At 74.1% G+C, this 21573-nt stretch carries 22 protein-coding genes; 18 read left to right on the top strand and 4 right to left on the bottom strand.

All coding sequences use genetic code 11. The annotated features are described in order from the left end of the window. Nucleotides 1–141: 141 nt before the first annotated feature. Nucleotides 142–1014, bottom strand: a complete 873-nt coding sequence (locus HS048_RS15740) for a sulfite exporter TauE/SafE family protein (protein WP_307832492.1) — start codon at nucleotides 1012–1014, stop codon at nucleotides 142–144. A gap of 144 nt (nucleotides 1015–1158) precedes the next feature. On the opposite strand from HS048_RS15740, the gene dhaK reads away from it, so the two are divergent. The 4 genes from dhaK to HS048_RS15720 all read left to right on the top strand — a co-directional run bounded on the left by dhaK (nucleotide 1159) and on the right by HS048_RS15720 (nucleotide 3990). Next, entirely contained in the window at nucleotides 1159–2151 is a 993-nt protein-coding gene (gene dhaK, locus HS048_RS15735) for a dihydroxyacetone kinase subunit DhaK (RefSeq protein WP_196467315.1), read from the top strand. Nucleotides 2152–2255: 104 nt separating this feature from the next. Then, nucleotides 2256–2888, top strand: coding sequence for a dihydroxyacetone kinase subunit DhaL (gene dhaL / locus HS048_RS15730; RefSeq protein WP_307832491.1), 633 nt, complete (start codon nucleotides 2256–2258; stop codon nucleotides 2886–2888). Continuing rightward, nucleotides 2882–3253, top strand: a complete 372-nt coding sequence (locus HS048_RS15725; RefSeq protein ID WP_196467313.1) for a PTS-dependent dihydroxyacetone kinase phosphotransferase subunit DhaM — start codon at nucleotides 2882–2884, stop codon at nucleotides 3251–3253. The genes dhaL and HS048_RS15725 overlap by 7 nt, the downstream gene beginning before the upstream one ends. Nucleotides 3254–3441: 188 nt before the next feature. Next, entirely contained in the window at nucleotides 3442–3990 is a 549-nt protein-coding gene (locus tag HS048_RS15720) for a DUF421 domain-containing protein (protein WP_068894056.1), read from the top strand. 129 nt (nucleotides 3991–4119) lie between these two features. On the opposite strand, the gene HS048_RS15715 is transcribed toward HS048_RS15720, so the two are convergent. Continuing rightward, nucleotides 4120–4374 carry a Smr/MutS family protein gene (locus tag HS048_RS15715; RefSeq protein ID WP_068894057.1) on the bottom strand — a complete coding sequence of 85 codons (255 nt, stop codon included), beginning with the start codon at nucleotides 4372–4374 and terminating at the stop codon, nucleotides 4120–4122. Nucleotides 4375–4499: 125 nt separating this feature from the next. Here HS048_RS15715 and HS048_RS15710 point away from each other — a divergent pair, with 125 nt between their 5' ends. The 5 genes from HS048_RS15710 (at nucleotide 4500) to HS048_RS15690 (ending at nucleotide 10026) form a co-directional block, all read left to right on the top strand. Next, nucleotides 4500–6059 carry an ABC transporter substrate-binding protein gene (locus tag HS048_RS15710; protein WP_196467312.1) on the top strand — a complete coding sequence of 520 codons (1560 nt, stop codon included), beginning with the start codon at nucleotides 4500–4502 and terminating at the stop codon, nucleotides 6057–6059. Then, on the top strand, nucleotides 6056–7210 hold the full coding sequence (locus HS048_RS15705) for an ABC transporter permease (protein WP_230880839.1): 1155 nt from the start codon (nucleotides 6056–6058) through the stop codon (nucleotides 7208–7210). Before HS048_RS15710 ends, HS048_RS15705 begins: the two co-directional genes overlap by 4 nt. 151 nt (nucleotides 7211–7361) lie before the next feature. Next, the gene (locus HS048_RS15700; protein ID WP_068894059.1) at nucleotides 7362–8168 is read left to right on the top strand and encodes an ABC transporter permease; all 807 of its coding nucleotides are present in this window, start codon (nucleotides 7362–7364) and stop codon (nucleotides 8166–8168) included. A gap of 131 nt (nucleotides 8169–8299) precedes the next feature. Then, a complete protein-coding gene (locus HS048_RS15695) occupies nucleotides 8300–9292 on the top strand; it encodes an ABC transporter ATP-binding protein (RefSeq protein WP_084007913.1) in 993 nt (330 codons plus the stop codon). Nucleotides 9293–9369: 77 nt separating this feature from the next. Then, entirely contained in the window at nucleotides 9370–10026 is a 657-nt protein-coding gene (locus HS048_RS15690; RefSeq protein WP_196467311.1) for an ABC transporter ATP-binding protein, read from the top strand. A gap of 75 nt (nucleotides 10027–10101) precedes the next feature. Here HS048_RS15690 and HS048_RS15685 read toward each other — a convergent pair whose 3' ends face one another. Both HS048_RS15685 and HS048_RS15680 read right to left on the bottom strand, forming a co-directional pair. Then, nucleotides 10102–10536: a CBS domain-containing protein gene (locus HS048_RS15685; RefSeq protein WP_068894061.1), complete on the bottom strand. Its 435-nt coding sequence runs from the start codon at nucleotides 10534–10536 to the stop codon at nucleotides 10102–10104. Nucleotides 10537–10625: 89 nt separating this feature from the next. Beyond that, entirely contained in the window at nucleotides 10626–11825 is a 1200-nt protein-coding gene (locus HS048_RS15680) for a CdaR family transcriptional regulator (protein ID WP_196467310.1), read from the bottom strand. 184 nt (nucleotides 11826–12009) lie between these two features. On the opposite strand from HS048_RS15680, the gene HS048_RS15675 reads away from it, so the two are divergent. The 9 genes from HS048_RS15675 (at nucleotide 12010) to HS048_RS15635 (ending at nucleotide 21570) form a co-directional block, all read left to right on the top strand. After that, on the top strand, nucleotides 12010–12843 hold the full coding sequence (locus tag HS048_RS15675; protein ID WP_191893290.1) for an ABC transporter ATP-binding protein: 834 nt from the start codon (nucleotides 12010–12012) through the stop codon (nucleotides 12841–12843). 112 nt (nucleotides 12844–12955) lie between these two features. Further along, a complete protein-coding gene (locus HS048_RS15670; RefSeq protein ID WP_068894064.1) occupies nucleotides 12956–13750 on the top strand; it encodes an ABC transporter ATP-binding protein in 795 nt (264 codons plus the stop codon). Next, nucleotides 13747–14637, top strand: a complete 891-nt coding sequence (locus HS048_RS15665; RefSeq protein WP_196467308.1) for a branched-chain amino acid ABC transporter permease — start codon at nucleotides 13747–13749, stop codon at nucleotides 14635–14637. The genes HS048_RS15670 and HS048_RS15665 overlap by 4 nt, the downstream gene beginning before the upstream one ends. After that, on the top strand, nucleotides 14630–15745 hold the full coding sequence (locus HS048_RS15660; RefSeq protein ID WP_307832490.1) for a branched-chain amino acid ABC transporter permease: 1116 nt from the start codon (nucleotides 14630–14632) through the stop codon (nucleotides 15743–15745). Before HS048_RS15665 ends, HS048_RS15660 begins: the two co-directional genes overlap by 8 nt. 1 nt (nucleotide 15746) lies before the next feature. Next, nucleotides 15747–17021, top strand: coding sequence for an ABC transporter substrate-binding protein (locus tag HS048_RS15655; protein ID WP_068894067.1), 1275 nt, complete (start codon nucleotides 15747–15749; stop codon nucleotides 17019–17021). Between the two features lie 160 nt (nucleotides 17022–17181). Next, nucleotides 17182–18600 (top strand): aminopeptidase P family protein, encoded by a 1419-nt coding sequence (locus HS048_RS15650; RefSeq protein WP_196467307.1) that lies wholly within the window; start codon nucleotides 17182–17184, stop codon nucleotides 18598–18600. A gap of 352 nt (nucleotides 18601–18952) precedes the next feature. Then, nucleotides 18953–19684 carry an ABC transporter permease gene (locus HS048_RS15645; protein WP_068894425.1) on the top strand — a complete coding sequence of 244 codons (732 nt, stop codon included), beginning with the start codon at nucleotides 18953–18955 and terminating at the stop codon, nucleotides 19682–19684. Then, a complete protein-coding gene (locus HS048_RS15640) occupies nucleotides 19681–20547 on the top strand; it encodes an ABC transporter permease (protein ID WP_084007914.1) in 867 nt (288 codons plus the stop codon). The genes HS048_RS15645 and HS048_RS15640 overlap by 4 nt, the downstream gene beginning before the upstream one ends. Nucleotides 20548–20553: 6 nt before the next feature. Next, on the top strand, nucleotides 20554–21570 hold the full coding sequence (locus tag HS048_RS15635; protein ID WP_196467306.1) for an MCE family protein: 1017 nt from the start codon (nucleotides 20554–20556) through the stop codon (nucleotides 21568–21570). Nucleotides 21571–21573: the final 3 nt, after the last annotated feature.

The raw sequence follows: 21573 nt of genomic DNA, 5'->3' as shown, positions 1-21573 counted from the left end.
GGTCGATGGATCCGGAGTCACCTCCCTTATCACGAAGAACCCCCGAAGGTATACCTGAAAACCTTAATAATTAAAAATAAGTAGAAATGAGAGGAAATGTCCATTCGGTGCGGATCGGAACCCGACATCCGTTCCGGGGACTCAGACCCGGTAGGTCTCCACACCGAGCTTGACCGCGACGACCAGGCCGCAGGCGGCGGCGACGAACCGGAGCGACTGCCCGGGCAGCCGCCGGGCGACCGCCGGGCCGATCCAGCCGCCGGCCAGGAAGCCGGCGGCGAGCGGTACGGCGGCCGCCCACTGGACCGGCCCGAAGAGCGCGAACCCGAGGGCGGCCACCGCGTTGGCGAGTGCGGAGACCACGTTCTTGACGGCGTTGACCTTGACCGCGGACTGGTGGAGCACGGTGCTGAGCACCGCGAACATGAGGATCCCCCCGGCCGCCCCGAAGTAGCCGACGTAGACCGCGACCGCGAACAGCGCCATCCGCGCGGCCCGGCCGTGCTCCGCCACCGCGTCCCCGCCGGGTCCGCCGCCCTCGCCGGATCCCCCGTCCCCGCCGGATCCCCCGTCCCCGCTCCCCGTGCCGCCCCCGCCCGATCCGGCAGGCGTGCCCGGTCCGTCCGATCCGTCCCGCTCACGCGGCCCGCCTGCCCGCGGCGGGCGGAGCAGCAGGAGGGAGGCGCCCGCGATGAGCCAGGGCGCGACCGCCTCGAAGGCCCGGGGCGGGGTCGTCAGCAGCAGCGCGGCGCCCGCCGCCCCGCCCAGCGCGGTGACCCACCCCAGGCGCAGCACCCGTCCGCCCTGGCCCGCGAGCTCGGGCCGCGACCCGGCCGCCGCCCCCAGGCCGGTGAAGACGAGCGCCACGGTGTTGGTGACGTTCGCGCTCAGCGGGGACAGGCCGAACGCCAGCAGCGCCGGATAGGAGATCACGGACGCCAGGCTCACCACCGTGCTGACCACACCGGCCAGCACCCCCACCCCGGCCAGCCCGAGCACCTCCCCGACGATCACATCCGCCACCCAACCACACGGCCGCCACCGGGCCGCCACCGGTACACGGACGACGTCCATGACACGGCGGCGGGGCGGCGGGGCGGCGGGAGCGACCGGCCGATCACGCTTGCCCCCGCCCCGCGGAGGGGAGATGTTCTGAATGTGAAGAAGCTCATCAACGACACCGGGACGGTCGTCCCGGACGCGCTGCGCGGGCTCGCCGCCGCGCATCCGCAACTCCGGGTGGACCTGGAGAACCGGATCGTCCTGCGCGCCTCGGGACCGCGCCCCGGCAAGGTCGGGCTGGTCTCCGGCGGCGGCTCCGGACATGAGCCGCTGCACGGCGGCTTCGTCGGGTACGGCATGCTCGACGCGGCCTGCCCCGGCGAGGTCTTCACCTCCCCGGTCCCCGACCAGGTGGTCCAGGCCAGCACGGCCGCGGACGGCGGCGCCGGGGTGCTGCACGTGGTGAAGAACTACACCGGGGACGTGCTCAACTTCCGGATGGCCGCCGAGCTCTGCGCCGAGGAGGGCGTGGAGGTGGCGAGCGTGCTCGTGGACGACGACGTGGCGGTGCGCGACTCGCTGCACACGGCGGGCCGCCGGGGCACCGGGGCGACGCTCTTCGTGGAGAAGGTCGCCGGGGCGCTGGCCGAGACCGGCGCCCCGCTCGCCGAGGTGACCCGGGTCGCCCGCGAGGTCGTCGGGCGGAGCCGCTCCTTCGGCGTCGCGCTGAGCGCCTGCACCGTACCCGCGGCGGGCGGGCCCTCCTTCGACCTGGGCGAGACCGAGGCCGAGTTCGGCGTCGGCATCCACGGCGAGCCCGGCCGCTCCCGCGAGGCCGTACGCGACGCCCGGGGCCTGGTCTCCGTCGCGCTGGACGCGATCTGCGCGGACATGCCGGTCTCCGGTGACGTCCTCGTCCTGTTGAACGGCATGGGCGCGACCCCGCTGATCGAGCTCCACATCGCCTTCGCCGAGGTCGTGGGCCAGTTGGCGGGCAGAGGCGCGCGGGTCGCCCGCAGCCTCGTCGGGAACTACGTGACCAGCCTGGACATGCAGGGCTTCTCCGTCACGGTCTGCCGGCTCACCGAGGAGCTCACCCGGCTCTGGGACGCCCCGGTCGAGACCCCCGCCCTGCGCTGGGGGCGCTGATGGCCCCGGAACCTCCCGGAACACCGGGGACACCGGAAAGCCCGGGGACGCCGGAGCCGCCGGGGACACCGGGAGGCTCAGCGGCACCGAGGGCGCAGGGGGCGGTGCTCGACGCGGGGTTCTTCGCCGCCTGGGTCGAGGAGGCCGCCCGCTCCGTCCTGGCCGGGAAGGACCGGCTCACCCGGCTCGACACCGCGATCGGCGACGGCGACCACGGGACGAACCTCGACCGGGGCCTCACCGCCGCCGTCCAGGCCCTGGCCGACCACCGGCCCGCGACTCCCGGGGCGCTGCTCGTCCTGGTGGGGGGCACGCTCATCCGCAGGGTCGGCGGAGCCTCCGGCCCGCTGTACGGCACGGCCTTCCGGGAGGCGGGCAGGGCGCTGGGCGAGGAGCCCGGGGTCTCCCCCGGTGCTCTCGCCGGCGCGTTGGAGGCCGCCGTGGACGGGGTGCGGAGGCTGGGGTCGGCGGCGGAGGGGGACAAGACCATGGTCGATGCGCTCGCCCCGGCGGTCAGGGCGCTGGCGCAGGCCGTACGGGAGGGGCGGGACGTCCGGGAGGCGCTGGACACCGCGGCGGCCGCGGCGAGGGGCGGGGCGGAGGCGACCGTCCCGATGCAGGCGCGCAAGGGCCGGGCCAGTTACCTCGGGCCGCGCAGCATCGGCCACGAGGACCCGGGCGCCGCCTCGGCCGCGCTCCTGGTGGAGGCGCTCCGTACGGTGGCCGCACGTTGGTAGGCATCGTGCTGGTCTCCCACAGCGGGCCGCTGGCCGCCGAGGTCGCGGCGCTGGCGGCGGGGATCTGCGGCGCCGGTTCCCCACCGGTGCCGGCCGGGGGCACCGAGGACGGCGGGCTGGGCACCAGCACCGACCTGGTCGCGGCGGCGATCGAGCGGGCCGACGAGGGCGACGGGGTGCTCCTCATCCCCGACCTGGGCGGCTCGGTGCTGACCGCCCGGCTGTTCGAAGGGCCCGGGATCGTGGTCGCCGACGTGCCGTTCGTGGAGGGCGCGATCGCGGCGGCCGTCGCGGCGAGCGCGGGCGGCTCGCTGGAGGCCGTGCTCGCCGCGGCCGAGGAGGCGCGGACCTTCCGCAAGCGCTGAGGTGACGGGCCGCGCGCCGCCTCGCGGACCGTCCCGGGCCCGCCGCTCCCTGCCGGAAGGCGCATGGCGACATCCCGCCCGTGTCCGGCGTCTGCCGTTACCCGCCGGTGGGAATCCACATCCGGTTCGCGGAGCACGCCCGTCTCGGCGGAGACGGTGATCGAGCGTGACGGCAGGAGAGCCGAGCGATGTGGTTGGAACTGACCCGGACAGAGGCGATCACGGTCGTCGTGTCCACCGTCTGCGTCTACGTGGCCTTCCTCGTCCTCGTCAAACTCGTCGGGCAGCGGGCGCTGTCGGCCATGTCGAGCTTCGACTTCGCCGCCCTGATCGCACTCGGCGCGGTCATGGGCCGCACCGCCCTGGGTCCCTCCCCCACCCTGCCCGCCGGTCTGCTCGGCATGGTCACCCTCTTCGCCCTGCAGACGACGTTCGGGCTCATCCGCCGCAACAGGCGGCTGGACCACTCGCTGAACACCCTTCCGCTGCTGCTCATGGTCAACGGCACCGTCCTGCACGACAACCTGCGCAAGGCCCAGATCGTCGAGGACGAGCTGCGGCAGAAGCTGCGGCTCGCGGCCGTCCACCGATACGACGACGTCGCGGTCGTGATCCTCGAACGGACCGGCGCCGTCAGTGTGCTCCGGCGAGGCGAGACCATCGACCCCGAACTCGTCTCCGACGTGCGCGGACGGGAGTTGCTGGCCGCCGAGCACCTGCGGCGCCGCCCCGTGTGAGCACCGGACGCGACGATCGGGCCAGGGCCGGCGGGCCCTCCGGGACCGCTTCCGCCCGGGCGGCTGCGGCTCGCGGCGCGTTCCGGTCGGTGACCGGCACCGGCTGCGAGGTACCGGTCACCGGGGACCCTACTTGTGCCGGAAGTAGACGAACAGGCGGCCGTGGTTCTTGGCGTCCTTGTCGATGCGGTGGTACAGGGCCTTGATCTCCTTCTGGTCCAGGAAGCGCAGGACCTTCTTCTTGAGCTGGCCCGAGCCCTTCCCGGGGATGATCTCGACCTCGGTCGCCCGCTTCCTGATGGCCTCGTCGATGATCCCCCGCAGCGCTTTGTCGATCTCCCCGCCCCTGTTGTAGATGGGGTGCAGATCCAGCTTGAGCTTCAAACGGGCCTCCCGGGCGTCGCGTCCGGCCAGTCTACGCACGGCGGCCTCGTGCATCCATCTCTCAGTTGCAAGTGATTCGCAACAAGGCTACTGTCGGGGCGCTCCACCGACCCCGGGAGGGATACATGAGGCTGGCCCGGCGCCTGGCCGCCCTGTTCGTGACGTCCGGCCTGCTGGCCGGCGCCTGCTCGGCCCCCTCCGCCGGTCCGGCCGCGCCCTCCGACGGCACCTTCGTGATCGGCCTCGGCTCCGAGTTCGACACCCTCAGTCCGGTGATGGGCTACGCCCCCGACGGAGGTTCCCTCATCTACGAGGGGCTGATGAGCCGGGGGACCGACCTGTCGCTCACCCCCGCGGCCGCCGCCGCCCCGCCGACCGTCTCGGCGGACGGCCTGACCGTCTCCTTCACCCTCCGCGACGGACTGAGGTTCCACGACGGCAGGCCCGTGACCGGCGCCGACGTCGAATACACCTACGAGGCCGTGCTGGACGAGGCCAACAGCTCCCCGATCCGGGGCGACTACGCCGCGATCGAGAAGGTGGACGCCCCCGATCCGCGGACCGTCGTGTTCACTCTCGCCCACCCCTACGCCCCGCTGGCCCAGCGCGCCACCCTGGGCATCGTGCCCGCCGGCGATCCGCTGACCGGCGACCGGCCCGTCGGCTCGGGACCTTACCGGTTCGTCTCCCGGACGCCCGGGGACAAGATCGTGCTGGAGGCGAACCGGGACTACCGGACGGGCCCGCCCGCCCTCGCCCGGCTGGTGCTGGCCTTCGCCGAGGACGACAACGTCCGCGCGACGCGGATGTCCGCCGGGGAGTTCGACGCCGCGATCCTGCCGCCCAAGGCCGCCGCCCGGTTCGAGGGGCAGCCGGGCATCACGGTGCACAAGGTGCCCAGTGCCGACTACCGGGGCATCATGTTCCCCCTCGGCCGTCCGGTCACCGGCGACCGGACGGTCCGCCGCGCGCTCGGCCTGGCCGTCGACCGCCAGGCGATGGTGGACGTCGTCCTCGCCGGAGCGGGCGCCCCCGCCTTCGGTCCCGTCTCCCCCGACACCACCTGGCACAACCCGGCGGTGACCGGTGCCCCGGCAGGTGACCCCGAGGCCGCGCGCCGGCTCCTGCAGGAGGACGGCTGGGCCCCCGGCGAGGACGGCGTCCGGGTCAAGGACGGGGTCCGCGCCGCGTTCACGCTGATGTATCCGGCGGGCGACTCCCTGCGCAAGGAGCTGGCGCTGGCGGTGGCCTCCGACGCCAGGGCGATCGGGGTGGACGTCCGGCTCGCAGGGCTCGACTGGGACGCGATCGAGCCGCGCATGTCCACCGACGCCCTGATCATGGGATACGGCAGCCCGTACGATCCCGACTACGTCAACTACGAGCTGTTCCACAGCTCTTATGCGCGCCGGGGCTTCTTCAACCCGGGCGGCTACGACGACCCCGAGGTGGACCGGCTTCTGGAGACCGGGCGGCGGTCCGGGGACCCGGCGGTCCGGCGGCAGGCCTACCTGGACTTCCAGAAGATCGTCCATGACGAGGAGGTCTGGACCTACCTGGTCTTCCTCAAGCACGTCTACGTCGTCCGCGGCTCATACGAGGGCGTACGGCCCGGCGTGGACGCCCACGAGCACGCCACCGGCGGCCTGTTCCGCGACATCCACACCTGGAAGCCGGCCGCATGAGACCCGCACCGGACACCGGCGGCGCGCTCCCCGCCCCGGACCGCGGCCGGCCGGGCCTCGGCCCCGCGACTCCCGGCATGCCCACCGGCCCCGAGACCGGTCCCGAGAGCGGCGGCGTGAAGCGGGCGGCCCCCGGCACGCGCCCGCCCCGCCGCCCGTCCGACGGGCTCGGCCGCGCGATCGCCCGCATGGTGGCCTGGCGGGCGGCGTTCGCCGCACCGCTGCTGCTGGCGGTGACGGCCGGCATGTTCGCCCTGGCCAAGGCCTCCCCCTTCGACCCGGTCCGGCAGTACCTCGGGGACCGGGCGGTGGTCACCGACCCGGCCGTGGCCGAGCGGATCCGGGCGAACTGGGGCCTCGACCGGCCGGTCCTGGAGCAGTACGCCACGTGGCTCGGCAACCTCCTCCGGGGCGACCTGGGCGACTCGCGGTCGCTGCACCTGCCGGTCGGCCAGGTGATCGCCGAGCGGCTGCCGTGGACGCTGCTCGCCACCTCGGCGGCGATCGTGCTGATGCTGGCCGGGAGCCTCGTCGCCGGGACGGTCGCCGCCCGGCGGCGCGGCTCCCTGCTGGACCGGCTCATCACCGGGGGCGCGCTGGCGAACGAGGCGGCCCCGGTGTTCTGGCTCGGCCTCCTGGCGATCTCGGTCTTCTCGGTGCGGCTGGGCTGGCTGCCGGCCGGCGGCCTGACCGACGCCGCCTCCGCCACCGTGGAGTTCGGCGACCTGGCCGCGCACATGGTGCTCCCCGTCACGGTGCTGGCGGTCTCCCAGTCGTCCTGGCTCGTGCTGTACGTCCGCGAGTCGGTCGTCGGCGTCCTGCGGGAGGACTTCGTCACCGGCGCCCGCGCCCGCGGCCTGCGGGAGCGGACGGTGCTCGTCCGGCACGCGCTCCGCTCGGCGCTGCTGCCCTTCCTCACCCTCCTGGGCGCGCGGATCCCGGAGCTGGTCACCGGCGCGATCCTGGTGGAGACCGTCTTCTCCTGGCCGGGCGTCGCCTCGGCCTCGGTGCAGGCGGCCCTCGCCGTGGACTTCCCGCTGCTCGCCGCGCTCACCCTGCTGGGCACCCTGGCCGTGGTGGGCGGCAACCTCCTCGCCGACATCGCCTACACGATCGCCGATCCCCGCGTGCGCACCCTGGGAGTGGGCTGACATGACCACCGCCGTCCCCCCGCCGTCACCGGCCCCTCCGGCGCGGACCCCGGATCCGGCGCCGCCCGAGCCCTCGGCGTCGTCCCCGGCCCGGCCGCGTCGGCGGCGCCGGCCCGGATCCCCGCGTCCCCGGTCCGGATCCCGGTGGCCGGTGCGCGCCGCCGCGGCCGCCCTGGCGGCCCTGGGCCTGGCCGTCCTGCTCGTCCCCCCGCTGGCCCAGCTCGACCAGCAGCTGGTGGACCTGCGCTCGGCGGGGCTGCCGCCCTCCCTCGCGCATCCGCTGGGCACCGACCAGGTCGGCCGGGACGTGCTGCTCCGCTCGGTCTACGGCCTGCGGGTGTCCTTCCTGGTGGGCCTGGTGGCCGCATCGGCGAGCATGGTCGTCGGCGGCCTCGTGGGGCTGGCCGCGGGCAGCCTCGGAGGCATGCCCGACCGCCTGCTGATGCGGCTCGTCGACGGCTTCACCTCGGTGCCGCACCTGCTGCTCGGCATCTTCATCGTGGCCCTGTTCGCCCCGAGCCCGGTCGCGGTGGTCGTCTCGGTGGGCGTCACGCACTGGACGACGGCGGCCCGGATCGTCCGCTCCGAGGTGCTCTCGCTGCGCTCGCGGCCCTTCGTGGAGGCGGCGATCTCCGGCGGCGCGAGCCGGTCCCGGGTGGTCCGCCGCCACCTGCTGCCCCACCTGGCGCCGCATCTGCTGCTGGCCGCGGTGCTGATGGTCCCGCACGCGGTCTGGCACGAGACCGCGCTGAGCTTCCTCGGCCTCGGCCTCCCCCCGCACCTGGCCTCGCTGGGCAACATGATCAACGACGGCCAGCGGTCCCTGCTCGCCGGAGACTGGTGGTCCAGCCTGGTGCCCGGCCTGTTCGTCCTGGTGCCGACGCTGGCGCTGGGCGTGCTCGCCCAGCACTGGCGCGACCGGCTCACCCCCCGGCTGCGATCGGAGCTGTCCCTTTGAGCACGAGCGTCTCCCCCGGCGAGGACCTCCCACCGGGCGGACCCCTGACGGCCTGGAGTCCCGGGGCGGCCGGGCCGTCCCCGGGCGGGGACCCCTCGGCGGACGGACCCGTCCCGGACGGGGACTCTCCGGTGGACGGACCCGCCGCGGCCGGGGGCTCCCCCGCGGGCGGTCCCGCCGCGGCCGGGGGGAACCGGCTCAGGGTGGAGGGGCTGACCGTCTCCTTCCGGCTGCCCGGCGCCACCGTGCGGGCGGTCACCGATGTCTCCTTCGAGGTGCGCCCCGGGCGGTGCCTGGCCCTGGTGGGCGAGTCGGGCTGCGGCAAATCCGTGCTCGCCCACGCGCTGCTCGGGCTGCTGCCCGGCAACGCCGAGGTCGCCGGACGGGCGCGGCTGGAGCACGCGGACGGCCCGCTGGAGCTGCTCGGCGCTCCGGAGGCCGTACTGGCCCGGCGGGTGCGCGGACGGGCGGTCGGGCTGATCCCGCAGAGCCCGGCCACCCACCTGACCCCGGTGCGCACCGCGCGGGCGCAGTTGGAGGAGGCGCTGCGGGAGCTCGGGCACGCACGGTCGCGGGAACGCGCCGACGAGCTCGCGCTGCGGCAGGGCCTGCACCCGGCCGACCTCGACCGCTATCCGCACGAGCTGTCCGGCGGCATGGCGCAGCGGGTGGCCAACGCGATGGCGCTGGCCGGAGACCCGTGGCTGATCCTGGCCGACGAGCCGACCGGCGGGCTGGACCGGCCGCTGGTCGACCGGGCGATGGCGGCGCTGCGGGGGTTGTGCGACGAGGGCCGGGCCGTCCTGCTGATCACCCATGACCTGCGGGCGGCCGAACGGGTCGCCGACGACCTAGCCGTGATGTACGCCGGCCGCCTGGTCGAGACCGGCCCCGCCGGGCGGGTGCTGGACCGGCCCCGCCACCCCTACGCCGCGGGGCTGGTGAACGCCCGGCCCGACCGGGCGTTCGTCCCGATCCCCGGCATGCCGCCCGAGCTGACCCGCCTGCCGGACGGCTGCGCCTTCGCACCCCGCTGCCCGTCGGCGGACGGGGCCTGTACGGCGCCGCCGCCCCTGGCGGACGGCGTCGCCTGCCACCATCCCCTGGAGGACGACCGTGCGTGAGGTGCCGCCCGCCGCGCCCCGGAGGACGACCGTGCCTGAGCTCCGTGCCGCCGCCCGCCGCGCCCCGGAGGACCGCCGTGCTTGAAGCCCGTGACGTCACCGTGCGGTACGGCCGGCAGGTCGTGCTCGACGGTGTCTCGCTCACCGTCGAACCCGGCCGGGTGACCGGCCTGGCCGGTCCCAGCGGCTGCGGCAAGTCGACGCTGGCCCGGGTGCTGGCGCTGATGCTCCGGCCCGCCGCCGGCACGGTGACGGTGGACGGGTCGGCCGTGCGGCGCTGGCGGCAGCGCGCCCCGCGCGGTCTGCGCACCGCGGTCGCCCTGCTCTACCAGCAGCCGCGCCTGGCGGTGGACCCGCGCCTGACCCTGACCGAGATCATCGCCGAACCACTGGCCGCGGCGGGCCGGGCGGACCCCGGCCGGGTGGCCGCGCTGGCCGCCGAGGCGGGTCTCACCGGCGACCTGCTCGGCCGCCGCCCGCACGAGGTGTCCGACGGGCAGCTGCAGCGGGCGTGCGTGGCGCGGGCGCTCTCCCTGGAGCCGCGCTATCTGGTCTGCGACGAGATGACCACCATGCTGGACGCCTCCACCCAGGCGCACCTGGTCGCGGTCGTCGAGGCCTACCGGGAGCGCAGCGGGGCGGGCGTGCTCGCCGTCAGCCACGACGACGCGCTGCTGGCCCGCTGGGCGCACCACCGGGTGCGCCTCGGAGGCTTCGAAGGCCTCGAGAGCTGAACCCCCGGGCCCGCACCCGCGGGCGGGTCCCGGTCCCGCCGCGCCGTACGCCTCCCGAACCGGGCGTCGGGCGCCCTACGACCGGCGGTGCAGGTAGTCGACCAGGGAGGCCTTCTCCGTCTCGAGCTCGTCGATGCTGCTCTTGACCACGTCGCCGATGCTGACCAGCCCCACCATCCGGCCCCCGGAGACCACCGGGATGTGCCGGATGCGGTGGTCGGTCATGGTCCGGCGGAGGTCGTCGGCGTTGTCCTCCGGGGAGCAGGTGCGCACCTCGGTCGTCATGATGGCCGACACGGGCCCGTCGAGCACCTGCGCGCCGCGGTCGTGGAGCCGCCGGACGATGTCGCGCTCGGAGACGATGCCCGCGATCGACGAGCCGTCCGGGGAGACCACCGCGGCGCCGATGTTGTTGTCCGCCAGGACGCCCAGCAGCTGGGTGACGGTCGTGTCCGGATGGACGGTCGCCACGCTGGTTCCCTTGCCCTGGAGTATCCTGCCGATCAGCATTGGCACCACCTCGGTTTCAGCCTCGCTCGGGGGGTATCCCCTTACACTGCCCCGCCTCGCTCACGGCTAAGCGCCCGCGGCGGCAAACCTCAGACGACCGGGAGCAGCCGGACCGCGTCCAGGGCCAGGGCCAGTTCGACGATGTCCAGCGGCCTGGCCAGTGAACGGCCGGTGAGCTGCTCGATCCTGCGGATGCGGTTGAAGACGGTGTTGCGGTGGCAGTAGAGCTGCCCGGCGGCGCGCATCGCCGACCCCTCGCAGCGCAGCCACGCCTCCAGGGTGCCGAGCAGCACCTCGCGGTCGGCCGGGTCCAGGGCCAGGACGGGCCGGAGCACCGCGGCGCTGAGGTGGCCGGCGAGCTCGGGCTGGCTGACCACCAGCGCGGCGGGGAGCCGGTCCTCCAGCCTGGCGATCTCGGGGCCCTCCCCCGTGCAGGTCCGCAGGGCGAGTTCGGCGAGCCTGCGGGCCTGGGCGAGCTCGGCCAGGCCCTCGACCACCGGGCTGATCCCGGCGCAGCCGAGGACGTGCGGGCGCAGGGCCTCGGTCAGCTCCTCCACGCCCTCGTCGTGCAGGAGGGCGACGGCCACCTCGTAGTCGGGACGCATCCGCCACAGCAGCCGGACGCCCCCCAGCCCCGCCGGGCGGGAGCCGTCGTCGGCGTGGCCGCCGCGACCGGGCAGCCGGGTGATGACGACCGCGTAGCGGCCGAGCTCCGGCAGGTCCAGCGCCGCGGCGGCGCTGCGGACCAGCGCGGCGTCGGCCCGGTCCTCCAGGAGGGCGTCGAGCAGTGCCTGGATCCGCTCGGCGGTGCGGCCGAACATCTCGGCCTCCCTCCTGCGGTAGGACTCGGCGGCCGCGACGGCCTGCCGGTCGACGGCGTTCCAGACCTTGGTGGCGCTGCGGATGAGCACCGGGAGGCTGTCGGGCTCCTCCTCGGTGACGACCCCGACCAGGCCGTCCCACATCACCTGCGCGGAGACCCGGTAGCTGCGCAGCAGCGAGTCCATCGGCAGGCCCTGCTCGGCGCGGCGGCGGGCCGTGCGCTCCGCCTGCTGCAGGTCCCGCCGCTCCGGCCGGGGCAGCAGGATCGCGCCGATGCCCGTCTCCATGGCCTCGTACACGCTCTGCCAGTGGTCGTCGGTGGGCACCATCCTGCGATAGGCCTCGTCGGTGTCGCGGGTCCTGGCCACGAGTTCGTCGGTGAGCTCGGGGAGCCGCTCCAGCAGCCGGCTCGCGGCCAGGCGCATGATCCTGCGCACCTCGTCGTCGTCGGCGGACCGGATCCCCATCTGGCCATCGTGTCAGCGCACATGGAGCGGAACAAGATTCTGTTTCGTTTCGTGATCCCGCGTTGTGCTGGAGCACAACCCGCACCGGCCCTCCGTGGGCGGCCGCCCCGACTTCACCCGGCCCTCTGGACGCCGCCGGACGGCGTGGGTTGGGTGCGTTCATCGGTTGTCAGGAGGCATGCATATGAACGTCCACGACCCCCGGCCGCCCGGAGCCTCCGGGCTCTCGGTCAGGGATCTGGCGGTGAACTACGGGCCCGTGACGGCCCTGCGCGGGATCTCCCTGGACGTGCCGCGCGGGGCGGTCGTGACGGTGCTCGGCGGCAACGGCGCGGGCAAGTCCACACTGCTGCGCGCCGTCTCGGGAACGCTCCGCTTCCAGCGCGGCGGGATCACCTCGGGCGAGGTGACCCTTGACGGTGTGAAGCTGTCCGGCGCGGCCACCTCGGCCGTCGTCGCACGCGGTGTCGTGCAGGTCCCCGAGGGCCGCAGGGTCTTCGCACGGATGACCGTGGAGGAGAACCTGCGGGCCGGCGCGCTCGGGGCGCGGGACCGCAGGTCCGCCGCCGAGGCCAGGGAGCGCGTGCTGGAGCTCTTCCCGGTGCTCGCCGAACGGGCCCGCCAGCGCGCCGGCCTGCTGTCCGGCGGCGAGCAGCAGATGCTCGCCATGGGCCGGGCGATGATGGCCTGCCCGGAGGTGCTCCTGCTCGACGAGCCCACGCTCGGCCTGGCGCCGCTGATGGCGGCCCGGATCGCCGAGACCGTGCGGGAGATCAACGCCCAGGGCACGACGGTGCTCCTGGTGGAGCAGAACGCCGCCATGGCCCTGTCCCTGGCCTCCCACGCCTACGTGCTGGAGGTCGGCGAGATCGCCCTGTCCGGCCCGGCCGCCGAACTCGCCGCCAGCGACGAGGTGCGCCGCCGCTACCTGGGCGTCGGCGGGGACGCCGGGGACCCGCCGGTCCGCCCGGACGGCGCGGCCGTCCGGCGTCCGGCGCTGAGCAGGTGGTCGGCATGACCCGGCCCCCCTCCGCGCCTCTCTCAGCGTCCCCCTCCGCGCTTTCCTCCGCGTCCCCCTCCACGGCACCCCCCGGGCGGTCCGCATGAGCGACACATACCAACCGGACGGTATGACCTCCGTCCCCCGGCTGGAGGTCCGCGACGTCACCGTGCGCTTCGCCGGGCTCACCGCGCTCGACGCGGTCGGCTTCAACGTCGAGCCGGGCAGCGTGCACGCGGTCATCGGCCCCAACGGCGCGGGCAAGTCGACCTGCTTCAACGTCCTTTCGGGCGTCTACCGGGCCACCTCCGGCAGCGTGCGCTTCGGCGACGCCGAGCTGACCGCCATGGCCCCCCACCGCATCGCCGGGCTGGGCCTGGCCCGCACCTTCCAGAACATCGCGCTCTCGCCGCACCTGTCGGTGCGCGACAACCTGATGCTCGGGCGCCACCGGCTGACCCGCGCCGGATTCGTCTCGGCCGGGCTGCGCCTGCCGTCCGCCCGCCGGGAGGCCGCCCGGCACAACGCCCGGGTGGAGGAGATCGCCGCGTTCGTGGGCCTCACCGAGCGCCTGGACGTGCCCGTGGGCCTGCTGCCGTACGGCGTGCAGAAGCGCGTCGAGCTGGCCCGGGCGCTGTGCATGGAGCCCAGGCTGCTGATGCTCGACGAGCCGGTGGCCGGCATGAACGGCGGCGAGCGGCGCGACATGGCCGAGCTGATCACGGCCGTCCGCGAGAGTCTCGGGATCTCGATCCTGCTCGTGGAGCACGACATGGGGATGGTGATGCGCCTGGCCGACGCCGTGACGGTCCTGGACTTCGGCAGGCTCATCGCCGACGGCCCCCCGGAGAAGGTCCAGAACGACCCGGAGGTCATCCGGGCGTACCTGGGCGCGACGAGCGAGACCGAGGAGGCCGCTTCGTGAGCACTTTCATCGAACTGCTGGTGGGCGGGATCTCGGTGGGCGCGGTGTACGCGCTGATCGCCCTCGGCTTCGTCGTCATCTTCAAGGCGACCGAGGTGGTGAACTTCGCGCACGCCTCGCTGCTGCTGGTCGGCGGCTTCGTCATAGCCAAGACGCACCCGCTGGTCGGGTTCTGGGCCGCCCTGCTGCTCGGCGTCGCCGGGGCGGCCGCCCTGGGCGCCCTGATCGAGTTCGCGGTCATCCGCCGGGCGAACGTCCTGTCGCACAGCGTGCTGGCGATCGTGACGATCGGCGTCGACCTGATCCTGGTCACCGAGCTGACCCGGCAGATCGGCACCGAGGTGCTCGCGCTCGGCGACCCGTGGGGCAGCGACGTCCTGCAGCTGGGGTCGGTCAACGTCCCGGCCACCCGGATCGCCGCGCTCGTCGCGGCGGCCGTCGTGATCACGGCGTTCCTGCTGGCGTTCAAGTACACCAGCTGGGGGGTGGCGATGCGCGCCACCGCGGAGGACTCCGAGACCGCCGCCCTGATGGGCGTGCGGCGCGGCCGGGTCTCGATGGGGGCCTGGGCGGTCGCCGGGGCGCTCGCCGCCGTCGCCGCACTGTTCATGTGCGTCTTCCCCACGCCCGGCCTGGACCGCAACGTGACCGCCGTGGCGATGAAGGCCTTCCCCGCGGCGATCCTCGGCGGCCTGGACTCCACCGGCGGCGCGCTCGCCGGCGGGTTCATCATCGGCGTCACCGAGTCGCTGGTCGGCGGCTACCAGGAGGAGCTGTCCTTCCTGGGCCGGGGCCTCGGCGACGTCGCCCCCTTCCTGGTGATGGTCATCGTCCTGCTCATCCGCCCCGCGGGGCTGTTCGGGACGAAGGAGCTGGCCCGTGTCTAGGATCGTCACCCCCCTCTGGTGGGTCCTGGTGGCCGCCGGCGTCGTCGTCGCGCCGTTCTACCTGGACGGCATCTGGCTGCAGGACGGCCTCTTCGCGATGGCGGCGGCGATCGGCGCCATCGGCCTCAACCTGCTGACCGGCGCCACCGGCCAGCTCTCCATGGGCCACGCGTTCTTCCTGGCGGTCGGCGCCTTCGGCTACGTCTACTTCGCCTCCGCGCCCTCGGGCGACGGCGAGCTGGACGGGCTGGGCCTGCCCGCCCCCCTGGCGGCGGTGCTCGCGGTGCTGCTGGCGGGCGTCGCGGGCGGCCTGTTCAGCCCCATCGCCGGCCGCCTCAAGGGCGCCTACCTCGGCATCGCCACCCTGGCGCTGATCTTCATCGGCCACTTCGCGATGTCCAACGCCACCCCGGTGACCGGCGGCCACAACGGCCGGCCGGTGCCGCCGATGGAGCTGTTCGGGTTCGCCTTCACCGACACGCCGGAGCCCCTGGTGATCGCCGGGGTGCCGTTCGGCGCGCTGGAGCGGCTCTGGTTCCTCGGCGTCGTCCTGCTGGTCGGCGCGGGGCTGTTCGCCCGCGGCGTGCTGCGGGGCCGCCCGGGGCGGGCCATGAACACCATCCGCGACCACGAGATCGCCGCCGGGGTGATGGGCGTCCCGGTGACCCGCTACCGCGCCGGCGTGTTCGTGCTCTCGTCGATGTACGGCGGGCTCGCCGGCGTGCTGATCGCCCTGGTCTTCCGGCAGACCGTACCGGACTACTTCGGCCTCATCCTGGCCCTGTCCTACCTCGCGATGATCATCATCGGCGGGCTGGGCTCGGTCGCGGGAGCGGTGATCGGCGCGTTCTTCGTGTCCATGCTGCCCTCGCTGTTCACCCGCTACAGCGACGCGCTGCCCCTGGTCGCGCCCACCGGCCAGGAGGGGATCGGGGCCGCGGAGGCCGCCCAGATCCTGTACGGCCTCGCCGTCGTCGTCGTGGTCCTCTTCCTGCCCGGCGGGCTGTTCGGCCTGTTCACCAAGGCCCGCCTCCGCCTCGCCCGGCGCGCGGCGCCCGCCGCGCCCGTCAAGCACGCTCTCACGCCCACCCCCGAGACGAGGAACTGACATGAGAATCCCACGGAGCACCCGAGGACTCGCCGCCGCGGCGGTCCTGGCGCTGGCCGTCACCGCGTGCGCCAGCGAGAAGGCCACCGGCGGAGGCGGGGGCGGCGCCGCCGCCTCCGCCGACGGGGTGAAGACCGGACCGGGCGTGACCGCCGACGCCATCACGATCGGCATGATCACCGACCTGACCGGCCCCTACGCCTCGTTCGGCAAGAGCCTGACCAACGCCCAGCAGCTCTACTTCGAGCAGGTCAACCAGGCCGGCGGCATCTGCGGCCGGAAGCTGGAGTCGATCGTCCGCGACCACGGCTACGACGTGCAGAAGGCCGTGGCCGCCTACACCGAGATCGGCCCGAAGTCGGTCGCGCTCGCCCACGTCGTCGGCTCCCCCATGGTCAACGCGGTCAAGCAGCGCATCGAGACCGACCAGATGCTCACCATCCCGCAGGCGTGGGCCACCCATCTGCTCGGCAGCAAGCCGATCCAGGTCACCGGGACCACCTACGACATCGACATGATCAACGGTGTCGAATACCTGGTGAAGGAGAAGGGCGTCAAGTCCGGCGACTCCATCGGGCACCTGTACTTCGAGGGCGACTACGGCGAGACCGCGCTCAACGGCTCCAAGTTCGCCGCCGACAAGCTCGGCCTGAAGCTCGTGGAGCAGAAGATCAAGGCGACCGACCAGGACATGACCGCCCAGGTCGCGGCGTTCAAGAAGGCCGGGGTCAAGGCGATCCTCGTCTCCGTCGGCCCCCGGCAGACCGCCTCCCTCGTCGGCGTCGCCCTGGCCGGCGGGATGAAGGTGCCGTTCCTCGGCAGCAACTCGGCCTACTCCCCGCAGCTGCTGCCCACCCCGGCGGGCCCGGCGCTGCTGGCCGCCTTCGAGTACGTGACCGCGGGCGCCCCGATGAGCTCGGACCTGCCCGCCATCAAGAAGCTCGGCGAGGACTACAAGGCCAAGTACCCGGGCGACGCCGTCGACAGCGGCGTCTCCGCGGGCTACACCGCCGCGGGCATCGTGGTCGACGCGCTCAAGAAGGCCTGCGAGGGCAAGGACCTGACCCGGGCCGGCGTGGTCGCCGCGCACCGCGGTCAGAACGCCTGGGGCGAGCAGTACGGCGGGGTCATGGACTTCACCGTGTTCGACAAGCCCGCCTCCCTGCGGTCCTACGTGGTCAAGCCGGACAAGGAGGCCCTGGGCGGCGCGGTCGTCGTCAAGGAGCCGTTCACGGCCGACATCGTCAAGGACTACCAGGTCCCCTCCGGCGGCTGACCCGGCCCGGGCGGGTCTCCGCCCCGGCCGCCGTACGGCCCGGCCGGTTTCCGGGACGGCCACCCCCTCCTGGCTCCCGGCCCGGTCACCTGCTCGCGGACCGGCCGCCGTACGGCCCGCGCCGCCCTCCCCGGGGCGGCGCGGGCCGTATCCTTCGGAAATGACCGACAAGTTGAACACCGGCAGCCACGACCTGCCGGTCTCCGACGCCCTGGCGGCCTTCATGGAGACCGGGTGGGCCGACACCCGCCGCGGCGACCTGGCCCCGCTGCCGCTCGCGGCCTACACGGCCAAGCGGCGCGCGGCGCTCGCCGCCCGCTTCCCCGGCGAGCGGCTCGTCATCCCCTCGGGAACCCTGAAGGTCCGCAGCAACGACAGCGACTACCGCTTCCGGTCGCACAGCGCGTTCACCTACCTGACCGGCGACCAGGAACCCGACGACGTCCTGGTCGTCGAGCCGTCCGGGGAGGCGCGGCTCTTCCTGCGCCCGCGCTCGCCGCGCTCGGCGCCGGGGGCGGCCGGGCAGGAGTTCTACCGGGACCGCCGCTACGGCGAGTTCTGGGTGGGCCGCCGCCTCGACCTGGCCGAGGCCGAGGCGCTCTACCAGGTCGGCTGCGCGCCGATCGACCGGCTCGACGAGGCGCTGGGCGGGCCCGCCCGGGTGCTGCGCGGGGTGGACGCCTCCGTCGACGCCCGGGTCGCGCCGCACGACGGCGACGCCGAGCTGGAGGCGTTCCTGTCGGAGATGCGGCTGATCAAGGACGACTGGGAGGTCGCCGAGCTGCAGTTCTCGGTGGACGCCACCGTCCGCGGGTTCGAGGACGTGGTACGGGCGCTGCCCGCCGCCCTGCCCCACCCGCGCGGCGAGCGCTACCTGGAGGGCGTCTTCGGCCTGCGCGCCCGCCTGGAGGGCAACGGAGGCGGCTACGACAGCATCGTGGCCTCCGGCGCCCACGCGTGCGTGCTGCACTGGATCCGCAACGACGGCCGCCTGGACTCCGGCGACCTGCTGCTGCTGGACGCCGGCGTGGAGACCGACAACCTCTACACCGCCGACATCACCCGGACCCTGCCGCTGTCGGGCCGCTTCAGCCCCGTCCAGCGCCAGGTCTACGAGCTGGTCTACGAGGCGCAGAACGCGGCCATCGCCACGCTGCGGCCGGGCGCGCGCTTCCGCGACTTCCACCAGGCCGCCATGCGGGTCATCGCCGAGGGGCTGCACGACTGGGGCGTGCTGAAGATCAGCCCCGACGAGGCGATGGAGCCCGGCAGCGGCCTGTACCGCCGCTACACCCTGTGCAGCAGCGGCCACATGCTCGGCATGGACGTGCACGACTGCGCCCGGGCCCGCGCGGAGGTCTACCTGGACGGCGTGCTGGAGGAGGGCCAGGTGCTCACCGTCGAGCCCGGCCTGTACCTGCAGCCGGACGACCTGACCCTCCCGCCGGAGTTGCGCGGCATCGGCGTGCGCATCGAGGACGACCTCGTCGTCACCGCCGACGGCGCCCGCCTCATGTCGGCCGGGCTGCCGCGCCACCCCGACGAGGTCGAGAGCTGGATGGCCGGCCTGGCGGGCTGACCCGGAGGGACCGCCGGTCCGGCCGGACCGGCGGGAAAGTGTGAGGCCCTGACAAGTCGCGCTCGGGGCCTCATCCCTTTCGCGCAAATTCCCCGGCAGGCATCGACTTACCGGACGGACCGTCATTAGCGTGACTGCTCCAAGGTCGTAGCCGCGGAATCCGAGGTGACCGATGGCGGACGCCATGCCGAGCAGCGCCGGGGACGGCGGGGGCACCGGGACCGTCCGGACCGCCGGAACCCCCGGAGGCGCCGCGGGCGGCCGGACCGCCGGGAGCGCCGGGAGCGCCGGGAGCAGGGTCGCCGGCCTCCTCGTGCGCACCGCCTCCGGCGCGCTCGACCGGGTCGGCGACATGTCGGTGATCGCCCTGGAGGGCTTCCGGCGCAGCTGGGACGTGCGGACCTGGTTCTGGGAGTTCGTCCAGCAGTGCTGGTTCCTGGCCCGCGTCACCAGCCTGCCGGTGCTCCTCGTCTCGCTCCCCCTCGGGGCCACCGTCGCCCTGCAGGTGGGCGACCTGGCCTGGCAGCTGGGCGCCTCCTCCGCCACCGGCGGCGCGGTCGTGGTCGGACTGGTCCGCGAGGTCGCCCCGATGGCCTCGGCGCTGCTCATCGCCGGGGCGGGCGGGTCGGCGATGACCTCCGACATCGGCGCCCGCAACATCCGCGACGAGCTGGCCGCCATGGAGGTCATGGCGGTCAACCCGATCCACCGCCTGGTCACCCCCCGCCTGTGGGCGGCCAGCACCGTGGCGGTGCTGCTGGTCCCGCTGGTCATCGTGGCCGGGGCGGCGGGCGGCTACTTCTTCAACGTCGTCGTGCAGGGCGTCACCTCCGGCGCCTACTTCGACGGCGCGACCTCCCTGCTGGTCACCAGCGACCTGCTGGTCACCCTGCTGAAGGCGTGGATCTTCGGCTTCATCGCGGCCATCATGTCCTGCTACCACGGCATGACCTGCCAGACCAGCCCGGTCGGCGTGGGCCGCGCGGTGAACCGGTCCACGGTCGTGACCTTCATGCTGGTCTTCGCCGTCAACTACGTGATCACGATGATCTACTTCCTCGCCTACCCGCCGAGGACGCCGTGACGGCGGTCCCGGGGGCGCGCACCGCCGGCAGGCGCGCCTACGACGTGCTCCTCGACGGGGCGGAACGGCTGGCCTCGCTCTCCGACTGGCCGGTCTTCCTGGCGAAGGTCGTCTTCTACTCGGTCCGGGACATCGTCCTGCGGGCCAGGTTCGCCAAGGTCGTGCTCCGCCAGATCAGCGACGTCGTGGTGGGCGTGGGTGCGACCGTCATCGGCGGCGGCATGGTCTTCGTGGCCTTCACCATGGCCTTCGCGGTGGGCGCCACCGTCGGGCTCCAGGGCTACCAGGGCCTGCAGGCGATCGGCGCCGAGTCGTTCATCGGCCTGGTGGGCAGCTTCGCCAACGTCCGGGAGATCACGCCGATCATCGCGGCGGTCGCGCTGGCAGCCCAGGTCGGCTCGTCGTTCACCGCGGAGCTCGGCGCGATGCGCATCTCCGAGGAGATCGACGCGCTGGAGGTGATGGGCATCAACGCCTTCACCTACCTGATCTGCACCCGGGTGGTGGCCGCGATGGCCGCGCTGATCCCCGTCTACCTGATCGCGCTGTTCGCCAGCTTCTTCGCCACCCGGCTGATGTGCACGGTCCTGTTCGGCATGGCGCCGGGCGTGTACGACCACTACTTCTACCTCGGCCTGCCGGCGGTCGACATCCTCTACAGCGTGATCAAGGTGCTGGTCTTCGCCTTCGCCGTGATCAGCATCCACTGCCACTACGGGTTCAACGCCACCGGCGGCCCCGTCGGCGTGGGCACCGCGGCCGGGCGGGCGATCCGCCAGTCGATCGTCACGGTCGTCCTGCTCAACCTCCTGCTCTCCTACCTGTTCTGGGGCGGCGGCAGCAGCACGCCGCTGACGGGGTGAGCGGCCGTGGCCCGCGGCGTCCTCCCCCTGCCGGTCCGGCTGGCGATCTCGCTGGTCCTGGTCGCGGCCGTCACCGCGGCCCTGGTGCTCGCCGTACGGGGTGCGGCGAGCGTGAACGGCACGCGCCTGTCGGCGGCCTTCGGCCGGGCCGGGCAGGGGCTCGACCCCAACTCCCCCGTCAAGATCCGGGGGGTCACGGTGGGCGGGGTCAGCGCGGTGACGCTGGACGGCACGGGCCGGGCCGTGGTGTCCATGTACGTCGAACCCGGCGTGAAGGTGCCCGAGACCGTCACCGCCGTGATCGAGCCGAGCTCCATCTTCGGCCCCAAGTTCGTCGACCTGGTCCCCGGCGGCGGGGAGGCGCGCGGCCCCTACCTCGGCGACGGCGCGGTGATCACCAGGACCGAGGACCCGGTGGACCTGTCGGACTCCCTGGCCGACGCCTACGACGGGCTCGGCGCGGTGGACCCGGCCGACGTCACGGCCATCGTGCACACCCTGGGCCGCGGCCTGGACGGCAAGGGCCCGCAGCTGCGCGGGATCGTCGACGGGGCGCGGACGGTCGTCGGCGTCGCGCACCGGCGGCGCGCGGAGTTCACCCGCTTCATCGGCGACGCCGCGGCGCTGAGCGGCGCCCTGGCCGACCGGGGCGACGAGCTGACGGGCATCGCCGCCGACGTCAACGCGCTCGCCCCCGGCCTGGTGGAGCGGGCCAGCAAGGTGCGGGCGCTGCTGCGGGAGTTCGACGAGCTGTCCGCGCTGACCGCCCACGGCCTGCGCGCCCACCGCCGGGACCTCAAGGCGGCGGGGAACGCGGGCGAGCGCGCCGCGGCCCTGCTCGCCGCGCAGCTCGGCGTCGCCGGCGACGGCGTCCGGGGGCTCAACGGCCTGCTCGCCGGGTTGAACGACCTGATCGGCGGCAAGGGGCCGGGCCGCGCGAACCAGTTGAAGATGGCCGCCTACGTGCACACCGACCCCTGCGTGCTCTTCGCCGGCGCCTGCCGCGCCGCGGACGGCAGGTGAGCC

It is taken from the genome of Planomonospora sp. ID91781 (genome assembly GCF_015711595.1).
GTDB classification, from domain to species: domain Bacteria; phylum Actinomycetota; class Actinomycetes; order Streptosporangiales; family Streptosporangiaceae; genus Planomonospora; species Planomonospora parontospora.
Note: the sequence above shows the minus strand (reverse complement) of the source record. Positions and strands in the feature narration are given on the sequence as shown.

Excerpts from the sequence above, each read along its gene's own strand:
- HS048_RS15720 (WP_068894056.1), top strand. The coding sequence starts at position 3,442 with ATGTGGTTGGAACTGACCCGGACAGAGGCGATCACGGTCGTCGTGTCC.
- HS048_RS15710 (WP_196467312.1), top strand. The coding sequence starts at position 4,500 with ATGAGGCTGGCCCGGCGCCTGGCCGCCCTGTTCGTGACGTCCGGCCTG.
- HS048_RS15705 (WP_230880839.1), top strand. The coding sequence starts at position 6,056 with ATGAGACCCGCACCGGACACCGGCGGCGCGCTCCCCGCCCCGGACCGC.
- HS048_RS15685 (WP_068894061.1), bottom strand. The coding sequence starts at position 10,536 with ATGCTGATCGGCAGGATACTCCAGGGCAAGGGAACCAGCGTGGCGACC.
- HS048_RS15680 (WP_196467310.1), bottom strand. The coding sequence starts at position 11,825 with ATGGGGATCCGGTCCGCCGACGACGACGAGGTGCGCAGGATCATGCGC.
- HS048_RS15675 (WP_191893290.1), top strand. The coding sequence starts at position 12,010 with ATGAACGTCCACGACCCCCGGCCGCCCGGAGCCTCCGGGCTCTCGGTC.
- HS048_RS15670 (WP_068894064.1), top strand. The coding sequence starts at position 12,956 with ATGACCTCCGTCCCCCGGCTGGAGGTCCGCGACGTCACCGTGCGCTTC.
- HS048_RS15655 (WP_068894067.1), top strand. The coding sequence starts at position 15,747 with ATGAGAATCCCACGGAGCACCCGAGGACTCGCCGCCGCGGCGGTCCTG.
- HS048_RS15650 (WP_196467307.1), top strand. The coding sequence starts at position 17,182 with ATGACCGACAAGTTGAACACCGGCAGCCACGACCTGCCGGTCTCCGAC.
- HS048_RS15645 (WP_068894425.1), top strand. The coding sequence starts at position 18,953 with ATGTCGGTGATCGCCCTGGAGGGCTTCCGGCGCAGCTGGGACGTGCGG.